At 48.2% G+C, this 25411-nt stretch carries 41 protein-coding genes (1 of these 41 cut by a window edge); 39 read left to right on the top strand and 2 right to left on the bottom strand.

The genetic code is table 11. The features are described from left to right. Positions 1-13: 13 nt before the first annotated feature. From rplD to M1D70_RS28220, 38 genes are all read left to right on the top strand, one after another. A complete protein-coding gene (gene rplD, locus M1D70_RS28405) occupies positions 14-637 on the top strand; it encodes a 50S ribosomal protein L4 (protein WP_009589231.1) in 624 nt (207 codons plus the stop codon). Further along, on the top strand, positions 637-930 hold the full coding sequence (rplW, locus tag M1D70_RS28400) for a 50S ribosomal protein L23 (RefSeq protein WP_006212919.1): 294 nt from the start codon (positions 637-639) through the stop codon (positions 928-930). The genes rplD and rplW overlap by 1 nt, the downstream gene beginning before the upstream one ends. A 29-nt stretch (positions 931-959) precedes the next feature. Next, positions 960-1790 carry a 50S ribosomal protein L2 gene (gene rplB, locus M1D70_RS28395; protein WP_009589218.1) on the top strand — a complete coding sequence of 277 codons (831 nt, stop codon included), beginning with the start codon at positions 960-962 and terminating at the stop codon, positions 1788-1790. A 73-nt stretch (positions 1791-1863) separates the two neighbouring features. Beyond that, positions 1864-2139, top strand: coding sequence for a 30S ribosomal protein S19 (gene rpsS / locus M1D70_RS28390; RefSeq protein ID WP_006212917.1), 276 nt, complete (start codon positions 1864-1866; stop codon positions 2137-2139). Between the two features lie 36 nt (positions 2140-2175). Then, positions 2176-2508, top strand: a complete 333-nt coding sequence (rplV, locus tag M1D70_RS28385; protein WP_015737624.1) for a 50S ribosomal protein L22 — start codon at positions 2176-2178, stop codon at positions 2506-2508. A 13-nt stretch (positions 2509-2521) separates the two neighbouring features. Then, positions 2522-3187, top strand: coding sequence for a 30S ribosomal protein S3 (gene rpsC, locus M1D70_RS28380; RefSeq protein ID WP_006212915.1), 666 nt, complete (start codon positions 2522-2524; stop codon positions 3185-3187). A gap of 2 nt (positions 3188-3189) precedes the next feature. Next, the gene (gene rplP, locus M1D70_RS28375; RefSeq protein WP_009589221.1) at positions 3190-3624 is read left to right on the top strand and encodes a 50S ribosomal protein L16; all 435 of its coding nucleotides are present in this window, start codon (positions 3190-3192) and stop codon (positions 3622-3624) included. Continuing rightward, positions 3614-3811, top strand: coding sequence for a 50S ribosomal protein L29 (gene rpmC / locus M1D70_RS28370; RefSeq protein WP_007132561.1), 198 nt, complete (start codon positions 3614-3616; stop codon positions 3809-3811). Before rplP ends, rpmC begins: the two co-directional genes overlap by 11 nt. 44 nt (positions 3812-3855) lie before the next feature. Continuing rightward, the gene (gene rpsQ / locus M1D70_RS28365; protein WP_009589223.1) at positions 3856-4122 is read left to right on the top strand and encodes a 30S ribosomal protein S17; all 267 of its coding nucleotides are present in this window, start codon (positions 3856-3858) and stop codon (positions 4120-4122) included. Between the two features lie 36 nt (positions 4123-4158). Next, positions 4159-4527, top strand: a complete 369-nt coding sequence (gene rplN, locus M1D70_RS28360; protein WP_006212911.1) for a 50S ribosomal protein L14 — start codon at positions 4159-4161, stop codon at positions 4525-4527. Between the two features lie 77 nt (positions 4528-4604). Continuing rightward, a complete protein-coding gene (gene rplX / locus M1D70_RS28355; RefSeq protein WP_006212910.1) occupies positions 4605-4961 on the top strand; it encodes a 50S ribosomal protein L24 in 357 nt (118 codons plus the stop codon). A 28-nt stretch (positions 4962-4989) separates the two neighbouring features. Next, on the top strand, positions 4990-5532 hold the full coding sequence (gene rplE / locus M1D70_RS28350; RefSeq protein WP_007132558.1) for a 50S ribosomal protein L5: 543 nt from the start codon (positions 4990-4992) through the stop codon (positions 5530-5532). 46 nt (positions 5533-5578) lie between these two features. After that, positions 5579-5764, top strand: coding sequence for a type Z 30S ribosomal protein S14 (locus tag M1D70_RS28345; RefSeq protein ID WP_013312154.1), 186 nt, complete (start codon positions 5579-5581; stop codon positions 5762-5764). Positions 5765-5797: 33 nt separating this feature from the next. Next, on the top strand, positions 5798-6196 hold the full coding sequence (gene rpsH, locus M1D70_RS28340) for a 30S ribosomal protein S8 (protein WP_009589201.1): 399 nt from the start codon (positions 5798-5800) through the stop codon (positions 6194-6196). A gap of 29 nt (positions 6197-6225) precedes the next feature. Then, the gene (rplF, locus tag M1D70_RS28335) at positions 6226-6768 is read left to right on the top strand and encodes a 50S ribosomal protein L6 (RefSeq protein ID WP_009589224.1); all 543 of its coding nucleotides are present in this window, start codon (positions 6226-6228) and stop codon (positions 6766-6768) included. 112 nt (positions 6769-6880) lie between these two features. Beyond that, a complete protein-coding gene (gene rplR, locus M1D70_RS28330; protein WP_090914097.1) occupies positions 6881-7249 on the top strand; it encodes a 50S ribosomal protein L18 in 369 nt (122 codons plus the stop codon). A 26-nt stretch (positions 7250-7275) separates the two neighbouring features. Next, entirely contained in the window at positions 7276-7773 is a 498-nt protein-coding gene (gene rpsE / locus M1D70_RS28325) for a 30S ribosomal protein S5 (protein ID WP_009589212.1), read from the top strand. A gap of 12 nt (positions 7774-7785) precedes the next feature. Continuing rightward, positions 7786-7971 carry a 50S ribosomal protein L30 gene (rpmD, locus tag M1D70_RS28320; protein WP_006212904.1) on the top strand — a complete coding sequence of 62 codons (186 nt, stop codon included), beginning with the start codon at positions 7786-7788 and terminating at the stop codon, positions 7969-7971. A gap of 46 nt (positions 7972-8017) precedes the next feature. Then, positions 8018-8458: a 50S ribosomal protein L15 gene (gene rplO, locus M1D70_RS28315; protein ID WP_006212903.1), complete on the top strand. Its 441-nt coding sequence runs from the start codon at positions 8018-8020 to the stop codon at positions 8456-8458. Beyond that, complete coding sequence (gene secY / locus M1D70_RS28310; RefSeq protein WP_456288529.1) at positions 8458-9756, top strand: preprotein translocase subunit SecY; 1299 nt, start codon at positions 8458-8460, stop codon at positions 9754-9756. Before rplO ends, secY begins: the two co-directional genes overlap by 1 nt. Before the next feature lie 89 nt (positions 9757-9845). Further along, a complete protein-coding gene (locus tag M1D70_RS28305; protein WP_009589204.1) occupies positions 9846-10490 on the top strand; it encodes an adenylate kinase in 645 nt (214 codons plus the stop codon). Between the two features lie 5 nt (positions 10491-10495). Further along, on the top strand, positions 10496-11248 hold the full coding sequence (gene map, locus M1D70_RS28300; protein WP_456288528.1) for a type I methionyl aminopeptidase: 753 nt from the start codon (positions 10496-10498) through the stop codon (positions 11246-11248). Between the two features lie 4 nt (positions 11249-11252). After that, on the top strand, positions 11253-11564 hold the full coding sequence (locus tag M1D70_RS28295; protein WP_015737620.1) for a KOW domain-containing RNA-binding protein: 312 nt from the start codon (positions 11253-11255) through the stop codon (positions 11562-11564). 2 nt (positions 11565-11566) lie between these two features. Beyond that, positions 11567-11782 carry a translation initiation factor IF-1 gene (gene infA, locus M1D70_RS28290; RefSeq protein WP_006212898.1) on the top strand — a complete coding sequence of 72 codons (216 nt, stop codon included), beginning with the start codon at positions 11567-11569 and terminating at the stop codon, positions 11780-11782. Between the two features lie 131 nt (positions 11783-11913). Beyond that, positions 11914-12027 (top strand): 50S ribosomal protein L36, encoded by a 114-nt coding sequence (gene rpmJ, locus M1D70_RS28285; RefSeq protein ID WP_003333770.1) that lies wholly within the window; start codon positions 11914-11916, stop codon positions 12025-12027. A 20-nt stretch (positions 12028-12047) separates the two neighbouring features. After that, a complete protein-coding gene (gene rpsM, locus M1D70_RS28280) occupies positions 12048-12416 on the top strand; it encodes a 30S ribosomal protein S13 (protein WP_006212897.1) in 369 nt (122 codons plus the stop codon). Positions 12417-12435: 19 nt separating this feature from the next. Next, entirely contained in the window at positions 12436-12831 is a 396-nt protein-coding gene (gene rpsK / locus M1D70_RS28275; protein ID WP_009589209.1) for a 30S ribosomal protein S11, read from the top strand. Between the two features lie 134 nt (positions 12832-12965). Further along, a complete protein-coding gene (locus tag M1D70_RS28270; RefSeq protein WP_006212895.1) occupies positions 12966-13910 on the top strand; it encodes a DNA-directed RNA polymerase subunit alpha in 945 nt (314 codons plus the stop codon). Positions 13911-13947: 37 nt separating this feature from the next. Continuing rightward, the gene (gene rplQ, locus M1D70_RS28265) at positions 13948-14313 is read left to right on the top strand and encodes a 50S ribosomal protein L17 (RefSeq protein ID WP_009589203.1); all 366 of its coding nucleotides are present in this window, start codon (positions 13948-13950) and stop codon (positions 14311-14313) included. Between the two features lie 326 nt (positions 14314-14639). Beyond that, positions 14640-15431, top strand: coding sequence for a tRNA pseudouridine(38-40) synthase TruA (truA, locus tag M1D70_RS28260; protein WP_456288527.1), 792 nt, complete (start codon positions 14640-14642; stop codon positions 15429-15431). Positions 15432-15732: 301 nt separating this feature from the next. Beyond that, complete coding sequence (gene rplM / locus M1D70_RS28255; RefSeq protein WP_009589234.1) at positions 15733-16170, top strand: 50S ribosomal protein L13; 438 nt, start codon at positions 15733-15735, stop codon at positions 16168-16170. A 20-nt stretch (positions 16171-16190) separates the two neighbouring features. Then, positions 16191-16583 (top strand): 30S ribosomal protein S9, encoded by a 393-nt coding sequence (gene rpsI / locus M1D70_RS28250; protein ID WP_006212891.1) that lies wholly within the window; start codon positions 16191-16193, stop codon positions 16581-16583. Between the two features lie 426 nt (positions 16584-17009). Continuing rightward, positions 17010-17459, top strand: a complete 450-nt coding sequence (locus tag M1D70_RS28245; RefSeq protein WP_009589233.1) for a MarR family winged helix-turn-helix transcriptional regulator — start codon at positions 17010-17012, stop codon at positions 17457-17459. A 9-nt stretch (positions 17460-17468) separates the two neighbouring features. Then, positions 17469-19115, top strand: a complete 1647-nt coding sequence (locus M1D70_RS28240) for a DHA2 family efflux MFS transporter permease subunit (RefSeq protein ID WP_456288526.1) — start codon at positions 17469-17471, stop codon at positions 19113-19115. 195 nt (positions 19116-19310) lie between these two features. Next, complete coding sequence (locus M1D70_RS28235) at positions 19311-20003, top strand: phosphoadenylyl-sulfate reductase (RefSeq protein WP_456288525.1); 693 nt, start codon at positions 19311-19313, stop codon at positions 20001-20003. A 56-nt stretch (positions 20004-20059) separates the two neighbouring features. Next, the gene (gene sat / locus M1D70_RS28230; RefSeq protein WP_456288524.1) at positions 20060-21229 is read left to right on the top strand and encodes a sulfate adenylyltransferase; all 1170 of its coding nucleotides are present in this window, start codon (positions 20060-20062) and stop codon (positions 21227-21229) included. Positions 21230-21299: 70 nt separating this feature from the next. Continuing rightward, complete coding sequence (gene cwlD, locus M1D70_RS28225) at positions 21300-22073, top strand: N-acetylmuramoyl-L-alanine amidase CwlD (protein ID WP_009589216.1); 774 nt, start codon at positions 21300-21302, stop codon at positions 22071-22073. Between the two features lie 63 nt (positions 22074-22136). After that, positions 22137-23231 (top strand): P-loop NTPase, encoded by a 1095-nt coding sequence (locus M1D70_RS28220; RefSeq protein ID WP_433941545.1) that lies wholly within the window; start codon positions 22137-22139, stop codon positions 23229-23231. A gap of 54 nt (positions 23232-23285) precedes the next feature. Here M1D70_RS28220 and gerD read toward each other — a convergent pair whose 3' ends face one another. Continuing rightward, positions 23286-23993 (bottom strand): spore germination lipoprotein GerD, encoded by a 708-nt coding sequence (gerD, locus tag M1D70_RS28215; protein WP_009589205.1) that lies wholly within the window; start codon positions 23991-23993, stop codon positions 23286-23288. Between the two features lie 193 nt (positions 23994-24186). On the opposite strand from gerD, the gene M1D70_RS28210 reads away from it, so the two are divergent. After that, entirely contained in the window at positions 24187-24780 is a 594-nt protein-coding gene (locus M1D70_RS28210) for a KinB-signaling pathway activation protein (RefSeq protein WP_015737612.1), read from the top strand. Positions 24781-24833: 53 nt separating this feature from the next. Here M1D70_RS28210 and pdaB read toward each other — a convergent pair whose 3' ends face one another. Then, positions 24834-25411: the 3' portion of a polysaccharide deacetylase family sporulation protein PdaB gene (pdaB, locus tag M1D70_RS28205; RefSeq protein ID WP_009589226.1), read on the bottom strand. Its footprint extends 226 nt past the window's final position; 578 of the gene's 804 nt are visible here — the last part of the coding sequence; its start codon lies off the right edge, out of view — the gene reads right to left on this strand; the stop codon is at positions 24834-24836.

Raw genomic sequence — 25411 nt, 5'->3', positions numbered from 1 at the left:
GGAGGAACAAACAATGCCTAAAGTAGCACTTTATAATGTCAGCGGTAGCCAGGTTGGCGAAGTAGAATTGAATGAAGCTGTATTCGGCATCGAGCCGAACGCACACGTACTGCACAGCGCAGTATTGCTGCAGCGCGCTTCCCTTCGTCGTGGTACCCACAAAGTAAAAGGACGTTCTGAAGTACGCGGCGGCGGACGTAAGCCTTGGAAACAAAAAGGTACCGGCCGTGCTCGTCAAGGTTCGATCCGTTCTCCACAATGGAAAGGCGGCGGCGTGGTATTTGGACCGACTCCGCGCAGCTACACGTTTAAACTTCCTAAGAAAGTTCGTCGTTTGGCTATCAAATCCGCTTTGTCTTCCAAAGTGATTGACAACGCAATTATCGTATTGGATCAACTGACGCTGAACACGCCGAAAACGAAAGAGTTTGCTAACATCCTTAGCAACCTGAAAGTAGGCCGTAAAGCTCTGATCGTTGCTCCAAGCTATGATGATAATGTAGCCCTTTCCGCACGCAATATTCCTGGTGTGAAATTCGTAGCGGCTGACGGCATTAATGTTCTTGACGTACTGTCGTACGATCAACTGATCATTACGAAGGAAGCAGTTCAGAAGGTAGAGGAGGTGCTCGCGTAATGAAAGACCCACGCGATATAATCAAGCGCCCGGTGATCACGGAACGTACGGCTGACTACATGGCAGAGCTGAAATATGCTTTTGAAGTGGATATCCGTGCTAACAAGACCGAGATCAAGCAAGCTGTCGAATCTATTTTTAAAGTAAAAGTATCGAACGTGAATACGATGCGTGTTCCTGCTAAACCAAAGCGTTACGGCCGTTATTCCGGTTACACAACCGAATGGAAAAAGGCAATCGTGACTTTGGCACCAGACAGCAAACCGCTCGAGTTCTTTGAATCGGTTGAATAAGAATTTCTTAAGTAAGGAGGGAAAATTCAGTGCCTATTAAAAAGTATAAACCGACATCCCCGGCTCGACGCAACATGTCCGTGTCGACTTTCGAAGAAATCACCACGAATCAGCCGGAGAAATCGTTGCTGGCTCCACTGAGCAAAACAGCTGGCCGCAACAACCAAGGTAAAATTACGGTTCGTCACCATGGCGGCGGACACAAACGTAAATACCGTATCATCGACTTCAAACGGAATAAAGACGGCATTCCAGGTCGCGTTGCTACAATCGAATACGACCCGAACCGTACTTCCAACATCGCTCTGATTCACTATGTAGATGGTGAAAAGCGTTATATCATCGCTCCTAAAGGTCTGAAAGTTGGAGACCAAGTAGTATCTGGAGTAGGTGCTGACATCAAGATCGGTAACGCGCTTCCTCTGGAAAACATTCCAGTAGGTACAGTTATCCACAACATCGAATTGAAACCAGGCAAAGGCGGACAATTGGTTCGTGCTGCTGGTACAGAAGCTCAGCTTCTCGGTAAAGAAGACAAGTACGTAACGGTTCGTCTTTCTTCCGGTGAAGTTCGCCGCATCCTGAAAGTTTGCCGTGCAACCATCGGTTCTGTGGGTAACCAAGACCATGAGTTGATCAAAATCGGTAAAGCAGGCCGCAGCCGCTGGCTCGGACAACGTCCTGAAGTACGCGGTGTCGTCATGAACCCTAACGATCACCCTCACGGTGGTGGTGAAGGCCGCGCTCCAATCGGACGTAAGTCTCCTATGTCTCCATGGGGTAAACCAACCCTTGGTGCCAAGACTCGTAAAAAAGGCAAAGCTTCTGACAAATATATCGTTCGCCGCCGCACGAAGTAATGCGCGCTTAAGTGCATAACTTCGTGTCAGGCCCGAAGGTAACGAGACAATTTGATGAAGGGAGGATTTCAATATGAGCCGTAGTTTGAAAAAAGGACCTTTTATTGACGGATATCTGCTCAAAAAAGTGGAGGATATGAACGCCGCAAGCAAAAAGGCTGTGATCAAAACCTGGTCCCGCCGCTCCACTATTTTCCCGCAATTTATCGGTCACACGTTCGGTGTATACGATGGCCGTAAACATGTACCTGTATATGTAACTGAGGACATGGTAGGACACAAGTTGGGTGAGTTCGCTCCAACCCGTACTTACAAAGGTCATGAAGACGATAAGAAAACAAGAAGATAATTAACGAAGCTCTTTGTTTGAGAGGAGGTTAAACATATGGAAGCAAAAGCACATGCTAGATCGATTCGTATTGCTCCTCGTAAAGCTCAACTCGTTGTTGACTTGATCCGCGGTAAGCAAGTGGGCGAAGCGATCGCAATTCTTCGTCACACTCCGAAAGCTGCATCTCCGGTTGTTGAGAAGCTTTTGAACTCGGCTATCGCAAACGCTGAGCATAACTACTCTTTGGATGTAACTAAATTGGTTGTGACGCAAGCTTATGTCAACCAGGGACCGACTATGAAACGTTTCCGCCCTCGTGCGATGGGACGTGCAAGCCGGATCAATAAACGCACCAGCCACATTACTTTGGTGGTAGCTGAAAAATAAGGAGGGAAAACGTGTGGGCCAAAAGGTAAATCCAGTAGGACTCCGTATCGGTATTATCCGTGATTGGGAATCCAAATGGTATGCAGGCAAAGATTTCGGTGATCTTTTGCTGGAAGACGTGAAAATCCGTGAATACCTGAAAAATAAATTGAAAGACTCCGCTGTATCCCGTATCGAAATCGAGAGAGCGGCTAATCGTGTGAACGTGACGATCCACACTGCGAAGCCAGGTATGGTTATCGGTAAAGGTGGTTCCGAAGTAGAAGTACTGCGCGGACAAGTGACTAAAATCGCCGGCGGTAAAAAAGTTCACATCAACATTTCTGAAATCAAAAACCCTGAACTGGACGCAATTCTTGTTGCTGAAAGCATTGCACAACAGCTGGAACGTCGTGTATCTTTCCGTCGTGCACTGAAACAAGCGATTCAAAGAACTATGCGCTCTGGAGCGAAAGGGATTAAAACATCGGTCAGCGGACGTCTTGGCGGAGCCGAGATTGCTCGTACGGAAGGCTACAGTGAAGGAACTGTTCCACTTCATACGCTTCGTGCAGACATCGACTATGGTACAGCAGAAGCGCATACGACTTACGGCCGTATCGGCGTGAAAGTATGGATCTATCGTGGAGAGGTTCTTCCTACGGCTAAGAAACAAGCTGCTCAGGAAGGAGGCAACTAATCATGTTGGTACCAAAACGTGTAAAACACCGCAAACAACAGCGCGGCCATATGAGAGGCCAAGCGAAAGGCGGTACTGAACTGAACTTCGGCGAATTCGGTCTGCAAGCTACAGAACCAGGCTGGATCACGAACCGTCAGATCGAAGCTGCTCGTATCGCGATGACTCGTTACATCCGTCGTGGCGGTAAAGTATGGATCAAGATTTTCCCAGATAAGCCGATTACTCAAAAGCCTCTCGAAGTGCGGATGGGTAGCGGTAAAGGTAACGTTGAGAAATGGGTTGCCGTTGTAAAACCAGGCAAGATCATGTTTGAACTTGGAGGCGTGTCCGAGGAAATCGCCCGCGAAGCGATGCGTCTCGCCGCTCACAAGCTGCCTGTAAAAACGAAGTTTGTGAAACGAGAAGAAGTGGGTGGTGAAGCAAATGAAAGCTAATGAACTGCGCAACTTAACCACTGCAGAAATCGAGCAAAAAATCGCCGGATTTAAAGAGGAACTCTTTAACCTCCGTTTTCAATTGGCCACTGGCCAGCTTGATAACCCGACTCGGATCCGTGACGTTCGCAAAGAAATAGCTCGTGCTAAAACCGTTATCCGTGAAAGAGAACTTGGGATTAGTTAATGAAATGGAACGTCATGTTCTGTATTCAGGAAGGAGGCTAACAAATGAGCGAAGAACGCAATGCTCGTAAAGTGCAAATCGGTAAAGTTGTCAGCGATAAAATGGATAAAACCATTGTTGTAGCTGTTGAAACTTATAAGAAGCATGACTTGTATCACAAACGCATTAAATACACGAAAAAATTTAAAGCGCATGATGAGAACAATCAAGCTCAAATCGGAGATACCGTTAAAATCATGGAAACTCGTCCTCTCTCCAAAGACAAGCGCTGGAGACTGGTAGAAGTGGTTGAAAAAGCGGTTATCATCTAAGATATGATCAGTTTTTGATGGAAGGAGGAAATTTAAATGATTCAACCATTTACACGTTTAGCTGTTGCTGACAACTCCGGTGCGAAGGAACTGATGTGTATCCGCGTATTGGGTGGTACTGGTCGTCGTACAGCTCAAATCGGTGATTTGATCGTATGTTCCGTCAAACAAGCAACACCAGGCGGCGTTGTCAAAAAGGGTGATGTAGTAAGAGCGGTAGTCGTTCGCACGAAGCGTTCTGTACGTCGTAAAGACGGATCTTACATCTCATTTGACGAGAATGCAGCTGTTGTTGTTAAAGACGACAGAAGCCCACGCGGAACTCGTATTTTCGGACCAGTTGCTCGCGAACTTCGCGAAAGAGACTACATGAAAATCGTTTCCTTGGCTCCGGAAGTAATCTAATAACACCCCAAAAAGTGACGTAACTTTTCGGGAACCCGATAAATAGTTGAACTGGCTAGTCATAGGAGGTGTAACGAATGCCTAAAGTGAAAAAAGTTCTGGAATCCCATAGCAACAAACTGCACGTGAAAAAAGATGATACGGTTATCGTCATCAGCGGTAAAGACAAAGGCAAAAAAGGCCGTGTCATCGCAGCGTACCCTCGTGAAAATCGTGTTTTGGTTGAAGGTGTGAACATGATCAAGAAGCACCAGAAGCCAAACCAAATGAACCCACAAGGCGGTATCATCGAGAAGGAAGCTCCGATCCATGTATCGAACGTTATGCACGTTGATCCGAAGAGCGGAAAAGTAACTCGTATCGGTTACAAAGTACTGGACAACGGTAAAAAAGTTCGCGTAGCTAAAAGATCCGGAGAAGTTATCGATAAATAAGACGGTTTAGAAAGGAGGTCCTTGAATCATGGCAGCAAGAATGAAAGAGCGTTTTTTGAACGAAGTAACTCCTGCTCTGATGCAGAAGTTTAGCTATAAGACAGTAATGCAAGTACCAAAAATCGAGAAGGTTGTCATCAACATGGGTGTGGGTGACGCTGTAGCCAACTCGAAAGTGCTTGATTCCGCTGTGAACGACATGCAGCTGATTGCTGGTCAAAAACCGGTTATCACCCGTGCAAAGAAATCCATCGCGGGATTCAAACTGCGTGAGAACATGCCAATCGGTGTGAAGGTAACGCTGCGCGGTGAGCGTATGTACTACTTCCTCGACAAGCTGTTCAACGTTACACTCCCACGTGTACGTGACTTCCAAGGCGTGTCCACCAAAGCATTTGACGGACGCGGTAACTATACGCTCGGTCTGAAAGAGCAGCTCATTTTCCCTGAAATTGAGTATGACAAAGTGGATAAGGTTCGCGGTATGGACATCGTTATCGTAACGACTGCCAAAACCGACGAAGAATCCCGTGAACTGCTTGCTCAACTGGGCATGCCTTTCGCGAAATAAGACGGTTGTCCTTTTCTCCGAAACTATTTAGGAGGTGTCAGGCTAAGTGGCAAAAACTTCGATGAAAGTTAAACAACAACGTACACCGAAATTCAAAGTACGGGCATATACCCGTTGTGAACGTTGTGGTCGCCCACATTCGGTACTGCAGAAGTTTAAAATTTGCAGAATTTGTTTCCGTGAATTAGCTTATAAAGGCCAGATTCCTGGCGTGAAAAAAGCAAGCTGGTAAGAAGTTTATAAACGGGAAGGAGGTTTATCCTACATGACTATGTCCGATCCAATTGCAGATATGCTAACTCGTATTCGTAACGCGAACACGGTTCGCCACGAAACAGTAGAAATGCCTGCTTCGACGATGAAAAAACAAATCGCTGACATCTTGAAGCGTGAAGGCTTCATCCGTGATGCAGAGTTTGTGGAAGACAATAAACAAGGGATCATTCGTGTATTCCTGAAATATGGTTCCAACAACGAGCGCGTAATCACAGGTCTGAAAAGAATCAGCAAACCAGGTCTTCGCGTTTACACGAAGAGCAACGAAGTACCTCGCGTACTTGGTGGTTTGGGTATTGCGATCATCTCCACGTCTAAGGGAGTTATGACCGACAAAGAAGCTCGTCAATCCAAAGCTGGCGGAGAAGTTCTCTGCTACGTATGGTAATCAACGTCACAAGATAGGAGGTGTAATGAATGTCCCGTATTGGTCGTAAACCAATTGCTATTCCTAACGGTGTGGAAGTCACACTGGATAACACTGTAATCACTGTAAAAGGACCTAAAGGTACCTTGACTCGTGAATTGCATAAAGACATGCAAATTACAGTAGAAAACAACGAGATCAATGTTGTTCGTCCTTCCGACAACAAAACACATCGCTCTCTTCACGGCACGACCCGCAGCGTTGTCTCGAATATGGTCAACGGTGTAACTGAAGGATTCTCGAAAAACCTTGAGTTGGTGGGTGTCGGGTACCGTGCAAGCAAAACCGGAGATAAAATCGTTCTGAACGTGGGTTACTCCCACCCAGTTGAAATTACACCGGAAGCTGGTATCGAATTCGATGTACCGTCAAACACAAAAATCACCGTTCGCGGTATCGATAAAGAGCGCGTAGGTGCATACGCTGCTAAGATCCGTTCCGTACGTGAGCCTGAGCCTTATAAAGGTAAAGGGATTAAATACGAAGGTGAACGCATTATCCGTAAGGAAGGTAAAGCTGGTAAGAAGAAGTAAGGTTAGCTGACTGGGGATTCACCTGGTGGATAACTTGCCTCTTCTCCCATACTTACCCGATGCGTCTAAAAGTGAAGCTCTTAAGGCAAAACTGAAGGGAGGAAATGGAAGCATGATCACGAAACAAGACAAGAACAAAGCTCGTCTGAAAAGACACCTGCGTGTTCGTAAGAAAATCCAAGGCACTGCAGAACGTCCACGTCTGAACGTGTTCCGTTCTTCGAAACACATCTATGCTCAATTGATCGACGACGTGGCTGGCGTGACTTTGGCATCAGCTTCTACGCTGGACAAAGAACTGGTTAGCGACATCAAGAACGGCGGAAGCGTTGAATCCGCTCGTAAAGTCGGCGAACTCGTTGCAAAACGCGCAGCAGACAAAGGTTATAAATCGATCGTATTCGATCGTGGTGGATATTTGTACCATGGACGTATTCAAGCACTTGCAGAGGCAGCTCGCGAAGCAGGCCTTGAATTCTAAGATATTTTCAAAAGGAGGTAAACGACTTGCGTGTAGATCCTAACACTTTAGAACTGACTGAAAGAGTAGTAAACATTAACCGCGTTGCTAAAGTTGTAAAAGGCGGACGTCGCTTTAGCTTTAGCGCACTGGTAGTTGTCGGTGATGGCAAAGGTTGGGTAGGAGCAGGTATCGGTAAAGCAGGCGAAGTACCGGATGCAATCCGCAAAGGTATTGAAGATGCTAAGAAAAACCTGATTCACATTCCACTTGTTGGAACCACTATTCCTCACCTCGTAACAGGACACTTCGGAGCAGGCCGCGTATTGTTGAAGCCGGCATCTGAAGGTACTGGGGTTATCGCTGGCGGACCGGTTCGTGCAGTACTCGAGCTGGCTGGCGTAGGCGACATTTTGACAAAATCTCTAGGTTCTTCGAACTCCATGAACATGGTCAATGCGACTTTGGAAGGCTTGTCCCGCCTGAAGCGTGTTGAAGATGTTGCCAAGCTTCGCGGCAAATCCGTCGAAGAGCTGTTGGGTTAAGGAGGGAATCTCATGGCTAAACTTGAAATCACCCTCGTACGCAGCGTGATTGGTCGTCCAGAGGATCAGCGTGCAACCGTGAAAACACTCGGACTTCGCAAAATCAACCATTCCGTGGTTCAAAGCGACAATGCTGCAATTCGCGGAATGATCAAGAAAGTAAATCACCTGGTTTCTGTTAAAGAAATCGAAGGTTAATCCCGGGCAGTTTATCCCCGGACATATTAAGGAGGTGCAACGAACGATGAAGTTACATGAGCTGAGCCCAGCACCTGGATCCCGCAAAGAGCGCAAGCGCGTTGGACGCGGTACTAGTAGCGGTACGGGTAAAACGTCGGGTCGCGGTCACAAAGGACAAAACTCTCGTTCCGGCGGTGGTGTACGTCCAGGCTTCGAAGGTGGACAGAACCCATTGTATCGTCGTCTTCCGAAGCGCGGTTTCGTAAACCCAACTCGGAAAGAGTACGCGATTGTGAACATCGAAGAACTTAACAGCTTTGCAGCAGGTACTGAAGTGACTCCAGAAGTTTTGGTTGAGAGCGGTATTGTTAACAATACAAAGAGCGGAATCAAAATTCTTGGCAACGGTGAAGTTACCGTTTCTTTGACTGTAAAAGCTAATAAGTTTTCTCAATCTGCGGTAGAGAAGATCGAGGCTGCCGGCGGTAAAACCGAGGTGATCTAATGTTTAAGACCCTGAAAAATATATGGCGTGTGGATGACCTTCGCAAGCGTATTTTGTTCACCTTATTCGTTCTGATCATCTTCCGTATCGGATCCTTTGTACCGGTTCCCGGTGTTAACAAGGATGTCTTTACCCAGACGAATCAGGCAGGCAATGAGTTGTTCGGTCTTCTTAACACGTTCTCGGGGGGCGCGTTATCGCAGTTTTCGATCTTCGCCCTTTCGATATTTCCATATATTACTTCGTCCATTATCGTGCAGTTGCTGTCGATGGACGTCATTCCAAAGTTTGCGGAATGGAACAAACAAGGGGAACACGGGAAGAAGCAGTTGGCTCAAATTACTCGTTATGGTACGGTAATACTGGGTCTGATTCAGGCGTTCGGTATGTCCATCGGGTTTAACCGCCTGTATGGCGCCGAAATGGTTCCTGGAGCAACCTTTATCGACTTCGTCGTGATCGCGATCGTTCTTACTGCAGGTACATCATTCTTGATGTGGCTCGGCGAACAGATTACGGAACGCGGAATCGGTAACGGTATTTCGATCATTATCTTTGCAGGTATCGCTGCTGGTATTCCGATGCACATTCGGACAACGATTGAATCGAACTTCATTCAGGATGGTCAGGTCTTCATGAATATTCTGAAGGGTGTCATCATCCTCCTGATTTTGGTTCTGATCATTACCGGTGTTGTATTCATTCAGCAAGGTATCCGTAAAATTCCGGTTCAATACGCGAAGCGTGTTGTAGGAAACAAAATGTACGGCGGACAGAACACACACATTCCGCTCAAGATTAACGGAGCAGGCGTTATTCCGGTAATCTTTGCGATGTCATTGCTGCAGTTCCCGGTTATCCTGGCCAGCTTCTGGGCACACCAGAATTGGGCGAAATGGATTACGGCGAACCTGGCTTATGACAGCCCGCTTGGAATGGTACTGTATGTACTCATGATCATTGGTTTCACGTTCTTCTACACCTTCGTGCAGATGAATCCGAACCAAATGGCTGATAATATGAAGAAGAACGGCGGCTATGTGCCGGGCATTCGTCCTGGTAAAGCTACCGAGAAGTATCTGACACGGGTTATGACCCGTCTGACCATGACAGGAGCTCTGTTCCTGGCCGTGATCTCCGTACTTCCGGTGTTCTTCGGATCACTTGCAGGTCTTCCTCGTACGGTTCAGATTGGTGGTACGTCCCTCTTGATCGTCGTCGGTGTTGCACTGGATACGATGAAGCAGATCGAAAGCCAACTGATCAAACGTCATTACAAAGGTTTTATCAATAAATAGGCGATAGGTTCCGGCGAGTGGTCTGTATCGCTTCCCGGCGCCTATTGTGTTGTTCTTGCTAGTCAATCAAGAGGAGGGAGTGAGGTAAGGTGAACATCTTATTCATGGGTCCTCCTGGGGCAGGAAAAGGAACGCAAGCAGAAAACATCGTGAATGAATTCGGTATTCCTCATATTTCTACAGGCGATGCATTTCGTCTCGCGATTAAACAAGGAACTCCCATCGGGATCAAAGCGAAGGAATTCATGGATCAGGGTCTGCTGGTACCCGATGACGTAACGATTGGTATTGTGGAAGAGCGTCTGCAGCAGTCCGATTGCGAAAAAGGTTTTTTATTGGACGGCTTTCCAAGAACCCTTTCGCAAGCGGAAGCGCTGGATGACATCCTCGCCCGCTTGAATACGGGTCTCGATCACGTCATCAACCTGAAAGTGGATCGGGAAAAGCTTCTGGCCCGCCTAACCGGCCGCCGGATTTGCAAAAACTGCGGTTCGACTTATCATGTGATCTTTAATCCTCCTAAACAGGAAGGCATTTGTGATAAATGCGGCGGCGAATTGTACCAGCGCTCCGATGATAACGAAGAGAGCGTCGGCATTCGTTTAGACGAATATATCAACAAAACAGCACCACTCCTCACGTTTTATGAGAACAAAGGTCTTTTGCGTCAAATCGATGGTGATCAGGAAATCGACGCGGTTTCATCACAAATTGCGTCTATACTGAGAGGTTAAGTATAATGATCATTTGTAAATCCGAAACGGAACTGAGCTTGATGAGAGAAGCAGGAAGGATCGTGGCGGAATGCCACAAGCTCCTTGCCGCTCATGTTGAACCGGGCATTACGACCGGGGAACTGGACCTTATGGCCGACAAGTTCATTCGAAGCCAAGGCGCTGTGCCATCTTTTAAAGGCTACAACGGATTTCCTTCCAGCATTTGCGCATCAGTCAACGAAGAATTGGTGCATGGATTTCCAGGCAAACGCAAATTGATCGAGGGCGATATCGTTACGTTTGATATCGGCGCGCAATACCAGGGTTACCATGGTGACTCGGCATGGACCTACGCTGTAGGAGAAATTTCCGAAGAGGCCCAGCGTTTGCTGGACGTTACGGAAGGATCGCTCTATGCTGGACTTGCGCTAGTCAAACCCGATGTCCGCTTGTTTACAATCTCTCATGCCATTCAGCGTCATATCGAGGATGCAGGTTTCTCTGTCGTCCGGGAGTACGTTGGTCATGGCGTGGGTACCGATCTGCATGAGGATCCGCAAATTCCGAACTATGGCATCCCTGACCGCGGACCAAGACTCAAACCGGGCATGGTGCTCGCGATCGAGCCGATGGTCAATACCGGGAAACGGAATGTCAAGACGCTGGAAGACAACTGGACGGTTGTAACGGTTGACGGCTCACTATGTGCTCACTTCGAGCATACGGTAGCAGTCACGCCGGATGGCATGGAAATTTTGACGAAGCTGCCGGAATAGGGTGATGACATTGAATCATGAAATCACGCTTCAACCCGGTCAGATTGTTAAGATACTGAAGGGCAGAGATGCCGGACAGTATGCCGTTATCGTTTCGATTGAGGACAGCAGGTTCGTGTGGATCGCGGATGGGGACAAACGCAAGTTTGACGGGGCCAAGAAGAAGAATGTTCTTCATCTTGAACCTCAATCCTACATTAGCAGTGAAGTGGTAAACAGTTTGCAAGAAAGCGGTCGGGTTACAAACGGTAAACTGCGTTTCGCACTTGGCCAATTTGTATCCGATAAATCCAAGGCAGATCAGAAAGGAGACTAACTGTGGCTAAAGAAGATGTCATTGAAGTCGAAGGAACGGTCATCGAGCCGTTGCCGAATGCTACCTTTAAAGTCGAGCTGGAGAATGGTCACCAGATTCTCGCTCATGTTTCCGGAAAGCTGCGGATGCACTTTATCCGTATCCTTACAGGAGACAAAGTGGTTGTTCAACTCTCGCCGTACGATTTAACCAAGGGTCGTATCACGTACCGTAAATAGATTCAAGGTTCCCCCGGGGAATCAAGGAAAGCTGCGAAGCGGTTTTACTGACGTAAAACTCAGCAGCGGTAACAAACTACTTTAGTTTCGAAGCTGGTTTTACAACGTAAAACTTGGAGGAGGTAATTAGCATGAAGGTAAGACCTTCTGTAAAGCCTATTTGCGAAAAATGCAAAGTCATTCGCCGCAAAGGGAACGTAATGGTTATCTGTGAAAATCCGAAACACAAACAAAAACAAGGTTAAAGAAGGGGGTGTAGCGTAAAATGGCTCGTATAGCTGGTGTGGATTTGCCACGTGACAAACGCGTTGAGATCGCCTTGACTTACATTTTCGGAATCGGTAAAACGACTTCCCAGAAAGTATTGAAAGAAACTGGAATCAATGCAGACACTCGTGTCCGTGATTTGACAGAAGATGAAGTCAGCAAATTGCGCGAAACGATCGATGGTATGGTTAAGGTAGAAGGTGACCTGCGTCGTGAAATTTCCTTAAATATTAAACGTCTCACGGAGATCGGCTGCTACCGCGGTATTCGTCACCGTCGTGGATTGCCTGTTCGTGGTCAACGTACTAAAACGAATGCTCGTACACGTAAAGGTCCTCGTCGTACCGTAGCGAACAAGAAGAAATAAGAAAGGGGGATAATAGACAATGGCTAAACCAAAAAAAGTCGTACGTACTAAACGTCGTGACCGCAAAAATATTGAAAGTGGCGTGGCTCATATCCGCTCCACGTTCAACAATACAATCGTAACGATTACGGATCCTCACGGAAACGCGATTTCTTGGGCAAGCTCCGGCGGCCTTGGATTTAAAGGTTCCCGTAAGTCGACCCCGTTCGCTGCGCAAATGGCTGCTGAAACAGCTGCCAAAGCGGCTATGGAACACGGTATGAAAGCGGTGGAAGTCATGGTTAAAGGTCCTGGTGCTGGTCGTGAAGCAGCAATTCGTTCCCTGCAAGCAGCAGGTCTCGAAGTTAACCTGATCAAAGACGTAACACCAATTCCACATAACGGATGCCGCCCACCAAAACGTCGTCGCGTATAATGAAGTCATCCTGTTAATGTGGTATAAATCCGTTGCAATCTGCTAATAATGGTTGTTTAGGCATACTACTACATGGATTACTGGATAAGATGACAGTTTCATATAGGAGCGACGTTTGAAGGAGGGGTACTTGCGTGATTGAAATCGAAAAGCCGAAAATTGAGACCGTTGATGTCAATGAAGAAGGAACCTATGGGAAATTCGTTGTTGAGCCTCTAGAGAGAGGATATGGCACGACGCTGGGGAACTCGCTTCGCCGCATCTTGTTATCCTCACTCCCGGGTGCAGCCGTCACATCGATTCAAATCGATGGCGTGCTTCATGAATTCTCCACGATTCCGGGTGTCATGGAAGACGTGACCGAGGTCATCCTGAACCTGAAAGCTTTGTCTCTGAAAATTCATTCCGATGAAGAGAAAGTGTTCGAGATTGATGCGGAGGGTGAAGGGGTTGTTACTGCTGGTGACATCCGTGCGGATAGTGATGTGGAGATTCTGAATCCGGATCTTCATATTGCGACGCTGGGCCCTGGTGCAAGACTTCATATGCGTATTTTTGCCAGTCGCGGTCGTGGCTATGTCCAGGCGGATCGGAACAAACGCGATGACCAGCCTATCGGCGTCATTCCCGTCGATTCGATCTACACTCCGATTAGCCGTGTTAACTACGGCGTGGAAAATACGCGTGTTGGCCAAGTAACCAACTACGACAAACTGACGCTCGAAATTTGGACGGATGGCAGCATCCGCCCAGAAGAAGCCGTTAGTCTCGGCGCGAAAATCTTGACTGAGCATCTGTTCCTCTTCGTGGGTCTGACCGACGAAGCGAAGGATGCGGAGATCATGGTCGAGAAAGAAGAAGACAAGAAAGAAAAAGTGCTTGAAATGACGATCGAAGAGCTGGATCTTTCCGTTCGTTCCTACAACTGCTTGAAACGTGCCGGCATTAATACGGTACAAGAGCTGACTACGAAAACCGAAGAGGATATGATGAAAGTCCGGAACCTCGGACGCAAATCCTTGGAGGAAGTTCAAGAGAAGCTCGAAGAGTTGGGCCTGGGACTTCGTACGGAAGAATAGCAGATTCGGCTTAGCTTAGCAAAGGAGGGAAAAACACATGGCATACCAAAAGTTGGGCCGCGATTCCAGTGCGCGTAAAGCGTTGTTCCGTGACCTGGTAACCGACCTTTTCTTATATGAGCGTATTCAAACGACTGAAGCCAAAGCGAAAGAAGTCCGTTCGATCGCTGAGAGACTGATCACAAAAGCAAAAAAAGGTGATCTTCACGCTCGTCGTCAAGTAGCTGCATTCGTGCGTCGTGAAACGGTTGACGGTGAACAAGATGCAATCCAAAAATTGTTCTCCGAAATCGCTCCTCGTTACGTAGAGCGTCCAGGCGGATACACGCGTATCCTGAAACTGGGTCCTCGTCGTGGTGACGCAGCTCCAATGGTTTATTTGGAACTGGTAGATCGCGCGTAATTTCGTTTTGTTCCATTGAAGTGACTGAAGTTATGTATGCCCGGCTCTTCAGATGTTTATTCTAGGAGCCATGAACGGGAAGTGGTGCGAGATATAGTCGATCATTTGGTTCGACTCGTCTCGACTACTCCATGGGCTACGATAACGGGGACCTTCTAGTCATGTGGCTGACTCGAAGGGTTCGGCTTCACATGATGAAAAGGAGCTCCTATGGGGCTCTTTTTTTGATAGATATAGAACCTATGAGTTATCAGCGATGTTAATGAGATTCTATATCGCAAGTTTCGTTGCGGAGTCATTCGATGAAAGCACGCAGGAGGCAAGCAATGCGTAATCTTCTGATGAAGGTCAGTTACGACGGTACCGATTATAACGGCTTTCAGACCCAGCCCGGTGGCCACACGATTCAGGACTATTTGGAGGAAGCCATTCGCCGCTTGTCCGGAGAGCAGCTCAAGATTACGGCTTCCGGCCGGACAGATGCCGGGGTGCATGCCCGTGCCCAGGTATTTAATTTTTACACGGCTTCCCCCATTCCCGTGGAGCGTTGGTGCATGGCATTAAACACTTGGCTGCCGGAAGATATCGTGGTTTCGGATGCAATGGAGGTACCGATGGAATTCCATTCCCGCCATGCAGCGAAACGCAAAACCTATCGTTTTACCATCAATGCGAATCAATATCCGGATTTATTCAACCGGCGGTACCAGATCCATCATCATGGAAAGCTGGATATCGCAGCGATGGAGCAGGGACTTTCTCATCTGATCGGAACGCACGACTTTACGACGTTTGCGTCACGAAAGTCGACGAAGCCGTCCCATGTCCGTACGATTTTTGATGCTTGGATCGAGAAGGATACATCCATGTGCCGTCCGGACACCAGAGATCAAGGAATCATTCATACGTATGTATCCGGGAACGGGTTTCTGCAGCACATGGTCCGGATCATTATGGGAACGTTGATTGAGGTAGGGGAAGGCAAGCGCCATCCGGATGATATGAAGGTCATATTGGAAGCCCAAAATCGGGCAGCAGCCGGTCCAACAGCGATGGGCAAGGGTTTGATGTTATGGGAAGTGGATTACGATATCGCCGGCCAAGAGAAGCCGCAATGACTGATGCGATACGTATCACGCAGACGGCTGTACCCCAAAGAACCGGAAAGCGTTCGGGATGCGTTTGGCGGCTTGTTTGAATCAAACCGCATGGTGTAAGGTAGAAAAGCAAAAAACACTTGCGGAAGTGGGTGTAATCCTGTATTATATAAGTTGTGTTTTCTTAACGGCTCTCCCACAGCCCCGGTTAAGAGAATGCCAATAGCAAGACAGAAACACCATGAAAATGCTTTACACATGAACGAAGATAAATGATGAAAATTAATGATGATTTTCGGACGAATACAAGGAGGAACTATACATGCGTACCACCTATATGGCGAAGCCAAATGAAGTTGAGCGCAAATGGTACATCGTTGATGCCGAAGGCAAAACGCTTGGCCGTTTGGCAAGTGAAGTTGCGGCTCTGATCCGCGGCAAACATAAGCCTCAATTCACTCCACATGTTGACACAGGGGATTTCGTGGTTGTTATCAACGCCGAGAAAATCCACCTCACTGGCAAAAAGATGGAGAACAAGAAATATTATCGTCACTCCCTGCATCCAGGTGGATTGAAAGTAACTTCAGCTCAAGACCTGATTGCTAAATTCCCAGAGCGTGTAATCGAAAGTGCGGTTCACGGCATGCTTCCTAAAACTCGCATGGGCGAGAAAATGAAGCTGAGACTGAAAGCATACGCAGGCACGGCACATCCACATGAAGCACAAAAACCAGAAGTTTACGAACTTCGCGGTTAATTAAAAAGGAGGACAGTTTCATGGCACAAGTACAATACTATGGGACAGGTCGTCGTAAACACTCGGTAGCACGTGTACGCCTCGTACCGGGTGAAGGACGCATTGTCATCAATAAACGTGATATCAATGAATATTTCGGTTTGGAAACACTCAAACTGATCGTTAAACAACCTTTGAATCTGACAGAAACACTGGGCAAATATGACGTGCTTGTCATCGCTCACGGTGGCGGCATCTCCGGTCAAGCTGGAGCAATCCGTCACGGTATCTCCCGTGCTCTTCTGAAAGCAGATCCTGAATTCCGTCCTTCTCTGAAAAGAGCTGGATTCCTGACTCGCGACCCTCGTATGAAAGAACGTAAGAAATACGGTCTTAAAGCAGCTCGTCGCGCGCCTCAGTTCTCCAAACGTTAATATTCGATTTACCAAGCCCTTGGCCATTACGGTCAAGGGCTTTTTTGTTGTGTTTATAAAGCCTAATTCTCGAAGCATAGGACTCCCGGTTATCACAACACAGCGTCCTCTGCACGAAGCCGTCTACTGAGAGTGAAGTGGACAAGACATTTGTTGTAAGGTTGTCCACAAAGATATGCACACATGGTGAGCACATTTGGGAAAGGTTCACCAAACTTGGGGCATGTTGTTCACATCATGTGCACAGCTTGAGGATAGAAAGAATGAAACTGGCCTCCGAGCATGATCATCTGAGATCGTCAACCACTTGACTTCATATGTAAATAGAGATATATTATTAATTGCAAATTAATTAAGCACTTAAATAATTAATATTTAATCATTAATTAGATAAGTAATTTCTTGGAGCAGTAAGGGGGGATATGGTTGGATCGCAATGAAGAGATTTTTAAGGTGTCGTCGATGTTCCGGGCCCTGCTGAAGAACATTTCTCAAGAATGGAACAAGTCGAGCGCCGGGAAATACAATTTAAGTTTCCCTCAATTTCAGGTGCTGTATGTATTAAAGATGAGAGGACCTCTAAAGGTTTCGGAGCTTGCTGAAGTTCTGTCTTTGACGCCGCCGGCTATAACCGGACTGACGGATAAATTGGTTGCAGAAGGGTATCTGCAGAAAGAACGCGCCGAGGATGACCGCAGAGTTGTCAACATCACGCTCTTGGAACCGGGGCTTGAGATCATTAAGAAAGTGAAGAAGGATCAAAAAGAAATGATCCAGGGATTTTTTGACTTCCTCTCTGAGGAAGACATTCAGCATTTAAGAAGAATCTTCTCCTTGATGCTGTCAAACATAGATAAAACCAATCACAACGGGTAGAGGTGGAGCATGGAGCATTTAACGCTTAAACGTAAAGTTTCGATTATGATCGCGATCATGGCTGCGATGTTCTTCGCAGCCATTAACCAGACGATAACAAGCACCGCGATGCCGCGGATTATCGCCATTCTTGATGGCATGGATTATTACACATGGACCATCAACATTTATTTGTTAACATCAACGATCGCAACCATACTGGTTGGCAAGCTGTCCGATATGTTCGGACGTAAGCCGTTTATACTGATAGGTATATTATTTTTCATGTTAGGAGCTTTTCTGACGGGTACTTCGACAGACGTGTATCAGTTTATTATTTATCGGGGTATTCAAGGTATAGGTGCCGGCATTATCCAATCGACGGCATTTATGTCGGTCGGGGACTTATTCCCGCCGCGGGAACGTGGTAAATGGATGGGCCTGATGACGGCCGTATTCGGTTTTTCCAGTGTCCTGGGCCCTACGCTTGGCGGTTACCTGGTCGATAACATTGAATGGCGCTGGTTATTCTGGATCTTCCTGCCGCTGGGCGTTGTCGCCTTTATCATGATCATGACATTGTTCCCTAAGGTCGAACGGAAAACCGGTCAATCCATCGATTATCTGGGTTCCTTATTCCTGACAACGGCGATTGTTCCGCTGTTGCTTGCGTTCTCTTGGGCAGGCACGGAATATCCTTGGGGATCGCCTGAAATTATCGGTCTCATAGCGGCTTCGGTCGTATCGGCCATCATCTTTATATTTGTTGAGACAAAAGCCAAGGAACCGGTTTTGCCGCTGAGTTTATTTAAGAACAGCGTCGTTACGGTTTCCAATCTGATTGGATTCATTATGAACTTCGGTTTGATGGGCGCGATGATTTACATCTCGTTCTACGTGCAGGGCGTACTTGGCATTTCGCCTACCTATGCCGGGTATGTAACGATTCCGATGTCGGTCTTCATGATGGGAATGAGCGCCGTCGTGGGCCAACTGATCGCGAAGAGCGGCAAGTACAAACGCTACGCGCTGCTTGGCGTACCGATCATGATTGTTGGCATGGGTATCATGGTATTCATGGATAATCTGTGGCTGACCGTGGTCAGTACCATCATTTTCGGTGTCGGACTTGGTTTGGGCATGCCGGTATTCTCGCTCGCCACGCAAAATGCGGTATCGCACAAAGAGCTTGGCGTAGCGACGGCTTCTTCCCAATTATTCCGTAATCTTGGCGGTACGATCGGTATCGCGGTTATGGGTACGGTTATGTCGAATAACCTGACGAAGAATTTGAAGGATGCACTTCAGTCGGAGAGCGCGCCTGACTTCAGCGCCTTGGATCCGCAGATGGCCCAGCAGATGCTATCGTTCGCGAATCCGCAGACGCTGATGAATAAGCCGTTGATCGAACAGACGCAAGCAAGCCTTCCTGCAGACGTGCAACCATTATTCCTGCAGATGATAGACAGCATTCGCGATGCGCTCGGAAATACGCTATCCATGGTATTCCTTACCGGGATGCTGGTGCTTGTGGTCGCATTGCTGCTCGTATTCTTCTTGAAGGAAATTCCGCTGCGGACAACGAATCAGGCATCGGCTCCCAAGTCCGAGGATTCGGAAGGAAAAAGTGCCGGTGCAGGCATGAGAGCCAAAGAGGTATCCGTAGCATCGGAGTAAGGTCCAAGACTTGTCATAATGTTTGGAAATAGAATAGAGAGAAGTCCCTTCCTGCTTGCGCAGGAAGGGTTTTTTCGTTTTTTATGGTAGCGATTTGATGGTTGACATTTATTAGGAATGTTTTATACTGTATTTAATTCATATTATTTCAGTAGGATTATCGGGATTAATGAATAATGGGGGAGGCATCCAATCATGAATTTGCTGGAGAAAGAAGATCTGATCAGAGTGCAAGCTGAAGAGCTTGAGCATGCATCGGCTGAGGAAGTCATCGAATTTGCAATCAAGACGTTTCCTAATATAACGTTTGCTTGCAGCTTTGGAGCAGAAGATGTGGTATTGGTCGATATGATTCAGAAGATCAGCCCGTCGACGGATATTTTTTATCTGGATACCGACTTTCATTTCAAGGAGACATACGAAACGCGGGATCGTATGGCAGAACGTTATGGCCTGGAATTTGTGCGCGTATCTCCGCTCATCACGCCGGAAGAGCAAGCGGCTCAGCATGGCGAAGCATTATGGAGCGTCAGCCCGAATGAGTGTTGCAACATCCGCAAGGTAGAGCCGTTGACCCGGATTCTGTCTCAATACGAGGCTTGGATTACAGGCATACGAAGAGATCAAGCCCCTACCCGGGCGAATACGAAGAAGATTGAATACGACACCAAGTTCGGTTTGGTGAAGTTCAATCCGATCGCGGGCTGGACGAGTGAGGATGTGTGGAATTATATCCGCACGAACGATATCATCTACAACCCGCTGCATGATCAGAACTATCCGAGCATTGGCTGCGAATATTGCACGCGGCAGGTCATGCCGGGAGAAGATCCACGTGCAGGACGCTGGTCCGGGCATGAGAAGACGGAGTGCGGGCTTCATAAATAAACAGATAAGAACCACTTGCCTTATTACAGTTGCAGCATAAGAAGGAGGAATTATTCATGACAGCCATACTCCCTCATGGCGGTACGCTGGTGCAGCGGGTAGCCCAAGGAGAAGAACGTGAAGCTTTGTTGAAGCAGGTGGACACCTTTCATAAGATCCCCGTTAACGCCTGGAGCATTTCGGACTTGGATCTGATCGGGGTCGGAGCATTTTCGCCATTGCAGGGATTTCTGAACGAGCAGGACTATAAGTCCGTTGTTTCTAATATGCGTTTATCTGACGGAACGGTGTGGAGCATACCGGTTACCCTGGCCGTAGATAAAGACACGGCGGCGAAGCTCGTTGTCGGCGAGAAGGCGGCGCTTGTAGGCGAAGAAGACGGCGTCGTTTATGGCGTCATCGATGTTGAGAGCGTCTATAAGGTCGATCAGCAAGTCGAGGCTGTACAAGTATTCAAGACCGATGATCCGGAGCATCCAGGCGTGAAAAAGCTGTTGGAACGACCTGCGACGTATGTCGGAGGTCCGATTCAAGTATTGAATCGTCCGCAGCCGGAACGGTTTGGCGAGTTTTATTTTGATCCGGCTGAAACACGCGCGCATTTTAAAGCCAAGGGCTGGAATACGGTTGTCGGCTTTCAGACCCGAAATCCGGTCCACCGTGCACATGAGTACATTCAGAAAAGCGCAATGGAAATCGTAGATGCGCTATTCCTCAATCCGCTCGTGGGAGAGACCAAATCGGATGACGTTCCTGCCAACGTGCGGATGAAGAGCTACCTGACCTTGCTGGAGAACTATTACCCCGCGGATCGTACCTTCCTGGGCGTATTTCCGGCTGCCATGCGTTATGCGGGCCCAAGGGAAGCCATATTCCATGCCATGGTTCGTAAAAATTATGGATGCACTCATTTTATCGTGGGCCGGGATCACGCCGGAGTCGGCGACTACTACGGCACTTATGAGGCACAGGAAATTTTCAAGAATTTCACTGCGGAAGAGTTAGGCATTACCCCGCTGTTCTTCGAGCACAGCTTCTTCTGCACAACATGCGGAAACATGGCCTCGAGCAAAACATGCCCGCACCCTAAGGAGGACCATCTGACCTTGTCGGGAACGAAGGTTCGCGGCTTGCTTCGTGAGGGGCAGTGCCCGCCGCCGGAATTTACGCGCCCGGAAGTTGCGCAAGTATTGATCGAAGGCATGAAAGAGCAGATCACGGTATAACGAAGGCATAAATAACCACCTTGTCCCATATGATGGAGTAGAACAACTCATGGGACGAGGTGGTTTTGTTATGTCCAGGCGGAGAACGGACAAGGTTACGGTATGGATATCGTTGAAGAGAATCAAGCAAACCCTGATTGGTGCCGTACTACTGGCACTGCTCATTATCGTAGTGACGTACGAAATCCCCTCTGCCAAAACGTCCAATACCTGGAGCCTGCCGCTTGCCGGCAAAGTCATTGCCCTTGATGCAGGCCATGGCGGGCCAGACGGGGGAGCAGTAAGCCGCCAAGGCGTCATAGAGAAGGATGTAAACCTGGCCATCACCTTGTATCTGCGTGATTACTTGCAGCAGGCAGGCGCGCTTGTCATTATGACAAGAGAAGGAGATTACGACCTGGCGGCGGAAAGCACCAAGGGCTATTCCAAGCGGAAAACGGAAGACCTCAAACAACGCGTGCGGATGATTGAGGACAGCAAGGCCGACCTGTTTATCAGCATGCATCTGAACAGCATTCCGTCCAATCGGTGGAGAGGCGCGCAGACCTTTTTCCCGCCGAATAACGAGGACAGCAAGAAACTTGCCGAATTGATCCAGGCTGAAATTAGGCATAACCTGGAGAATACGCAGCGTCTGGCCAAAACGGACGATAAGATATATTTGCTCCAAGCCCTGCGCATGCCATCCGCCCTGGTCGAGGTTGGTTTCTTGTCCCACCCGCAGGAATCCGAATTGCTTCGGGACGAGAAATACCAGAGGAAGGTCGCAGCTTCCGTGTATAACGGCATTTTGCGGTATACCTCCGGAGAGTCCATCAGCGAGTCGTCACAAGCTGCAGAGTAATGGTATAATAGACACGAATGTCGAAACATTGTCTATTCCATTACATAGAGCAGAGGTGCTTATATGCTGACTAGAGAAACGGTACAGGAGATACTCCAGCCTTTACGTGATCCCGAAACCGGGAAGAGCCTGATGGAGCTCCAGCGTATTCGAGATATTGTAGTCAAGGAACGCACGGTTCGATTATCCGTGACGTACAGCAGCGAAGATGTACGCGCTTCCCTGGAAGCGCAGATCAGAGAAATTCTGGAGGCGATGGGGGCAGAGGATATTCATATCCGCATGCGTCCCCTGGACAATGCCTCAAACCAAGCGAACCGCGAGGAAGCCAACGATCGCGATAAGCTGACAAAAGGGCATGCTGCCGGCATGGAGCAGAATACGCTTCTAAGCGAACAATCCGGCATTCATTTCATTGCGATCGCAAGCGGCAAAGGCGGCGTCGGCAAATCCACCGTTACGGTGAATTTAGCCGCAGCTTTGGCCCGACAAGGGAAGAGGGTCGGTCTGATCGACGCGGATATTTACGGATTCAGCGTGCCGGACATGATGGGCATTGAGGAAGGGCCCTCCGTAACCGAAGACGGCGTCATTCACCCGGTTGAGCGCTTTGGCGTCAAGGTCATGTCGATGGGCTTCTTCATCCGTGAGAACAGTCCGGTGATTTGGCGCGGACCGATGCTTGGCAAAATGCTGCGTCAATTTTTCACCGATGTCGCTTGGGGGGATTTGGACTACATGCTGCTTGATCTGCCGCCAGGAACCGGTGACGTGGCGCTGGACGTGCATCAGATGATTCCGCAGAGCAAAGAGATCATCGTAACCACCCCGCATGCTACGGCGGCGTTTGTTGCCGCCAGAGCGGGTGCGATGGCCTTGCAGACCGATCATGAAATTCTGGGCGTCGTCGAGAACATGTCCTATTATGTCTGCTCCCATGGCGGAGAGAAGGATTATGTGTTTGGTCGTGGAGGCGGAGGCAAACTTGCCGAGACGCTTCATACGGAGCTTCTCGCGCAGCTTCCGTTGGGGGCCCCGGATAATCACCCTTCGGAGCCGGATTTCTCGCCATCGGTTTATAAACCGGGGACAGAGAGCGCTGCGATTTACGAGGAGATCGCCTCACGAATCGCGGCTAAACTTGAAGGACCCGTTTAAGACGAAACAAGCTCCCTCTGCAGGGAGCTTGTTCTATTTTTCGGAATGGATGCTTTAACCGCCGCCGCCATCGCCGCCGCCTTCTTCACCGCCGCCACTTTCACTGCTACCGCCACCGCCGCCTTGCTCTTCTTGGCCTTTTTCCTCGCCTTGTTTTTTCTTTTCCACTTTAGGCTGAAGTTCATCTTTCACAACCGTTTTGAGCAGTTCCAGAACCTCCATGCGGAACAGTGGATTTTGCATAGCTTCCTGCATCACGGTCATGGACTGTTTGCGATAGTCCGGCGTATTGGTCAATTCAAGAAACGATTTCATCACATCCGGTGATTTTAACATATCCTGAATAGCCTTTTGATACGTTGGGTCCTTGATCAGCTGCATATGCAGCCGCTTGCTCTCGGAATTAATGGCTTTGGCAAAATCGCCGGCGAATTGCGGATCGGTCATGATCTTCTCAATTTCCTTCTTATATTCATCCGACACCAGCGTATCCTTAACAGCCATCCGAATTTGATCGCCAGATTGGGCGGACATCATTCGCATTCCCATTGAGCCTCCGCTGCCTGAGGAACCGCCGGCTCCGCCCCCCATCGCTTCTTCCACCGCTTTTTTGCCTTCGTCGGTTTTCAGAATGTCGACCACCATAGACTTGATTTCTTTATAGCCAAGCTGCGGGGACGAGCTTTGTTCTACGCCACAAGCGGTAAGCACCATGGCTGCAACGAAGACGATAATGCATAAACGAAATAACGGCCACTTCATTACCGTTGTCCTCCTTTTTTCGCAAGAAAAATCCTTCTGCATGCGGTCTGTCTTTTCGTGAAAGTAAGTTGATTGTCATTTTTCTTACGGGTCTTCGCATAGTATGCGATGGATTTGCAGAAATATGTCGGATTCAGAATGGTTTTTTATTGTGAACGTTGGTAAAATAATGATCTGTGGGGGTGGAAGTTAGTTGAGCTTACGTAAGTGGTCCAAATTGTTTTTGAAAACGCTGCTCGTCGGGGCAGTGGCGGCATTGATCGTAGGTCTGATCCTGCAGTTGTTTAATGGCGCTATCGAGTTCACGGGAATGGCCGATTTATTGATATACCCGCTGATTTTGTTAGGCTCTGGGGCGCTGGTGAGCGTATACTCCCAGATGGGCTTTTTTGCATACCTGACGTTAAATTATATGGGGATTGGCATATTCCGAAGAAAGACTTGGCAATACATTCAGATTGTGTTGGCTGTACTGGCATTGCTTGAGCTGATGTTCTTCCGTACGTTTGTCGGCGGATCCACCAGCCTGCAGCAGGATTTGATTTTGGGTATCTCCATACTGGTCATTGCCATTGTCGTTGCTTACCTCAAAGTTAAGAGCACAAATGCCAACGCATGGATCCCGACGCTGTTCTTCATGATGGCCATTTCCATCGTTGAGATTATCGGCGTGCTGCAAATCGGAGTGAGCAATGCCACGATTTTTATGGTTGTACCGCTGCTGATCTGTAATGCATACCAGATTCTGACGCTTCATAAAGTTACACAAGACGAAAAAAAGAGCTAAGGCCTTAGCTCTTTTTTTGTTAAGCATTATTTAATGTTAAGGTTCTTCGTGATTCATAGACCGCCTGCGTCTTCGATGCTCTTCTGCAATGAAGCGTGATCGCGGACCTCGGTGCCTTGGGTGCTGCCCTGTTGAAGCAGATCGGTGACCGTGACGAACTCGTAGCCTTGATTGCGAAGTTCCTTGATGATGAGAGGCAGCGCTTCATGGGTTTGCTTCACCGAATCGCTGGCGTGCATCAGCACGATATCTCCCGGATGGGCTTTGGAGACGACGCGATCAACGATTTTCTCCACGCCGATGTTCTTCCAATCCCTGGAGTCGGTATCCCACTGGATCACCGTGTAGTTCAGGCTTTGGGCGATGCTGAGGACTCTTTTGTCAAAATCCCCGTTCGGCATCCGTATCAATTTGGGTTCTTGTCCGGTCATTGCGGTTAAAATAGTGTGTGCCGAAGAAATTTGCTTGCGTATTTCCTCGTCGGTGAGCGTGCTGTAATTGTCGTGCTTGAAGCCGTGGCTCCCGATTTCATATCCGCTTTCCTTGATGGCATTCACGATATCGGGATGCGTTTTGCTCCATGGCGCAGACAGGAAGAAGGTTGCCTTTTGAACTCCATTGTCCTTTAAGG

This window comes from Paenibacillus sp. AK002 (assembly GCF_053903045.1).
This window is presented reverse-complemented; position numbering and strand designations above follow the sequence as displayed.

Coding starts and splice junctions, on each gene's coding strand:
- rplD (WP_009589231.1), top strand. CDS start 14: ATGCCTAAAGTAGCACTTTATAATGTCAGCGGTAGCCAGGTTGGCGAA.
- rplW (WP_006212919.1), top strand. CDS start 637: ATGAAAGACCCACGCGATATAATCAAGCGCCCGGTGATCACGGAACGT.
- rpsS (WP_006212917.1), top strand. CDS start 1,864: ATGAGCCGTAGTTTGAAAAAAGGACCTTTTATTGACGGATATCTGCTC.
- rplV (WP_015737624.1), top strand. CDS start 2,176: ATGGAAGCAAAAGCACATGCTAGATCGATTCGTATTGCTCCTCGTAAA.
- rplP (WP_009589221.1), top strand. CDS start 3,190: ATGTTGGTACCAAAACGTGTAAAACACCGCAAACAACAGCGCGGCCAT.
- rpmC (WP_007132561.1), top strand. CDS start 3,614: ATGAAAGCTAATGAACTGCGCAACTTAACCACTGCAGAAATCGAGCAA.
- rpsQ (WP_009589223.1), top strand. CDS start 3,856: ATGAGCGAAGAACGCAATGCTCGTAAAGTGCAAATCGGTAAAGTTGTC.
- rplN (WP_006212911.1), top strand. CDS start 4,159: ATGATTCAACCATTTACACGTTTAGCTGTTGCTGACAACTCCGGTGCG.
- rplX (WP_006212910.1), top strand. CDS start 4,605: ATGCCTAAAGTGAAAAAAGTTCTGGAATCCCATAGCAACAAACTGCAC.
- rplE (WP_007132558.1), top strand. CDS start 4,990: ATGGCAGCAAGAATGAAAGAGCGTTTTTTGAACGAAGTAACTCCTGCT.
- rpsH (WP_009589201.1), top strand. CDS start 5,798: ATGACTATGTCCGATCCAATTGCAGATATGCTAACTCGTATTCGTAAC.
- rplF (WP_009589224.1), top strand. CDS start 6,226: ATGTCCCGTATTGGTCGTAAACCAATTGCTATTCCTAACGGTGTGGAA.
- rplR (WP_090914097.1), top strand. CDS start 6,881: ATGATCACGAAACAAGACAAGAACAAAGCTCGTCTGAAAAGACACCTG.
- rpmD (WP_006212904.1), top strand. CDS start 7,786: ATGGCTAAACTTGAAATCACCCTCGTACGCAGCGTGATTGGTCGTCCA.
- rplO (WP_006212903.1), top strand. CDS start 8,018: ATGAAGTTACATGAGCTGAGCCCAGCACCTGGATCCCGCAAAGAGCGC.
- secY (WP_456288529.1), top strand. CDS start 8,458: ATGTTTAAGACCCTGAAAAATATATGGCGTGTGGATGACCTTCGCAAG.
- map (WP_456288528.1), top strand. CDS start 10,496: ATGATCATTTGTAAATCCGAAACGGAACTGAGCTTGATGAGAGAAGCA.
- M1D70_RS28295 (WP_015737620.1), top strand. CDS start 11,253: ATGACATTGAATCATGAAATCACGCTTCAACCCGGTCAGATTGTTAAG.
- rpmJ (WP_003333770.1), top strand. CDS start 11,914: ATGAAGGTAAGACCTTCTGTAAAGCCTATTTGCGAAAAATGCAAAGTC.
- rpsM (WP_006212897.1), top strand. CDS start 12,048: ATGGCTCGTATAGCTGGTGTGGATTTGCCACGTGACAAACGCGTTGAG.
- rpsK (WP_009589209.1), top strand. CDS start 12,436: ATGGCTAAACCAAAAAAAGTCGTACGTACTAAACGTCGTGACCGCAAA.
- rplQ (WP_009589203.1), top strand. CDS start 13,948: ATGGCATACCAAAAGTTGGGCCGCGATTCCAGTGCGCGTAAAGCGTTG.
- truA (WP_456288527.1), top strand. CDS start 14,640: ATGCGTAATCTTCTGATGAAGGTCAGTTACGACGGTACCGATTATAAC.
- rplM (WP_009589234.1), top strand. CDS start 15,733: ATGCGTACCACCTATATGGCGAAGCCAAATGAAGTTGAGCGCAAATGG.
- rpsI (WP_006212891.1), top strand. CDS start 16,191: ATGGCACAAGTACAATACTATGGGACAGGTCGTCGTAAACACTCGGTA.
- M1D70_RS28240 (WP_456288526.1), top strand. CDS start 17,469: ATGGAGCATTTAACGCTTAAACGTAAAGTTTCGATTATGATCGCGATC.
- M1D70_RS28235 (WP_456288525.1), top strand. CDS start 19,311: ATGAATTTGCTGGAGAAAGAAGATCTGATCAGAGTGCAAGCTGAAGAG.
- sat (WP_456288524.1), top strand. CDS start 20,060: ATGACAGCCATACTCCCTCATGGCGGTACGCTGGTGCAGCGGGTAGCC.
- cwlD (WP_009589216.1), top strand. CDS start 21,300: ATGTCCAGGCGGAGAACGGACAAGGTTACGGTATGGATATCGTTGAAG.
- M1D70_RS28220 (WP_433941545.1), top strand. CDS start 22,137: ATGCTGACTAGAGAAACGGTACAGGAGATACTCCAGCCTTTACGTGAT.
- gerD (WP_009589205.1), bottom strand. CDS start 23,993: ATGAAGTGGCCGTTATTTCGTTTATGCATTATCGTCTTCGTTGCAGCC.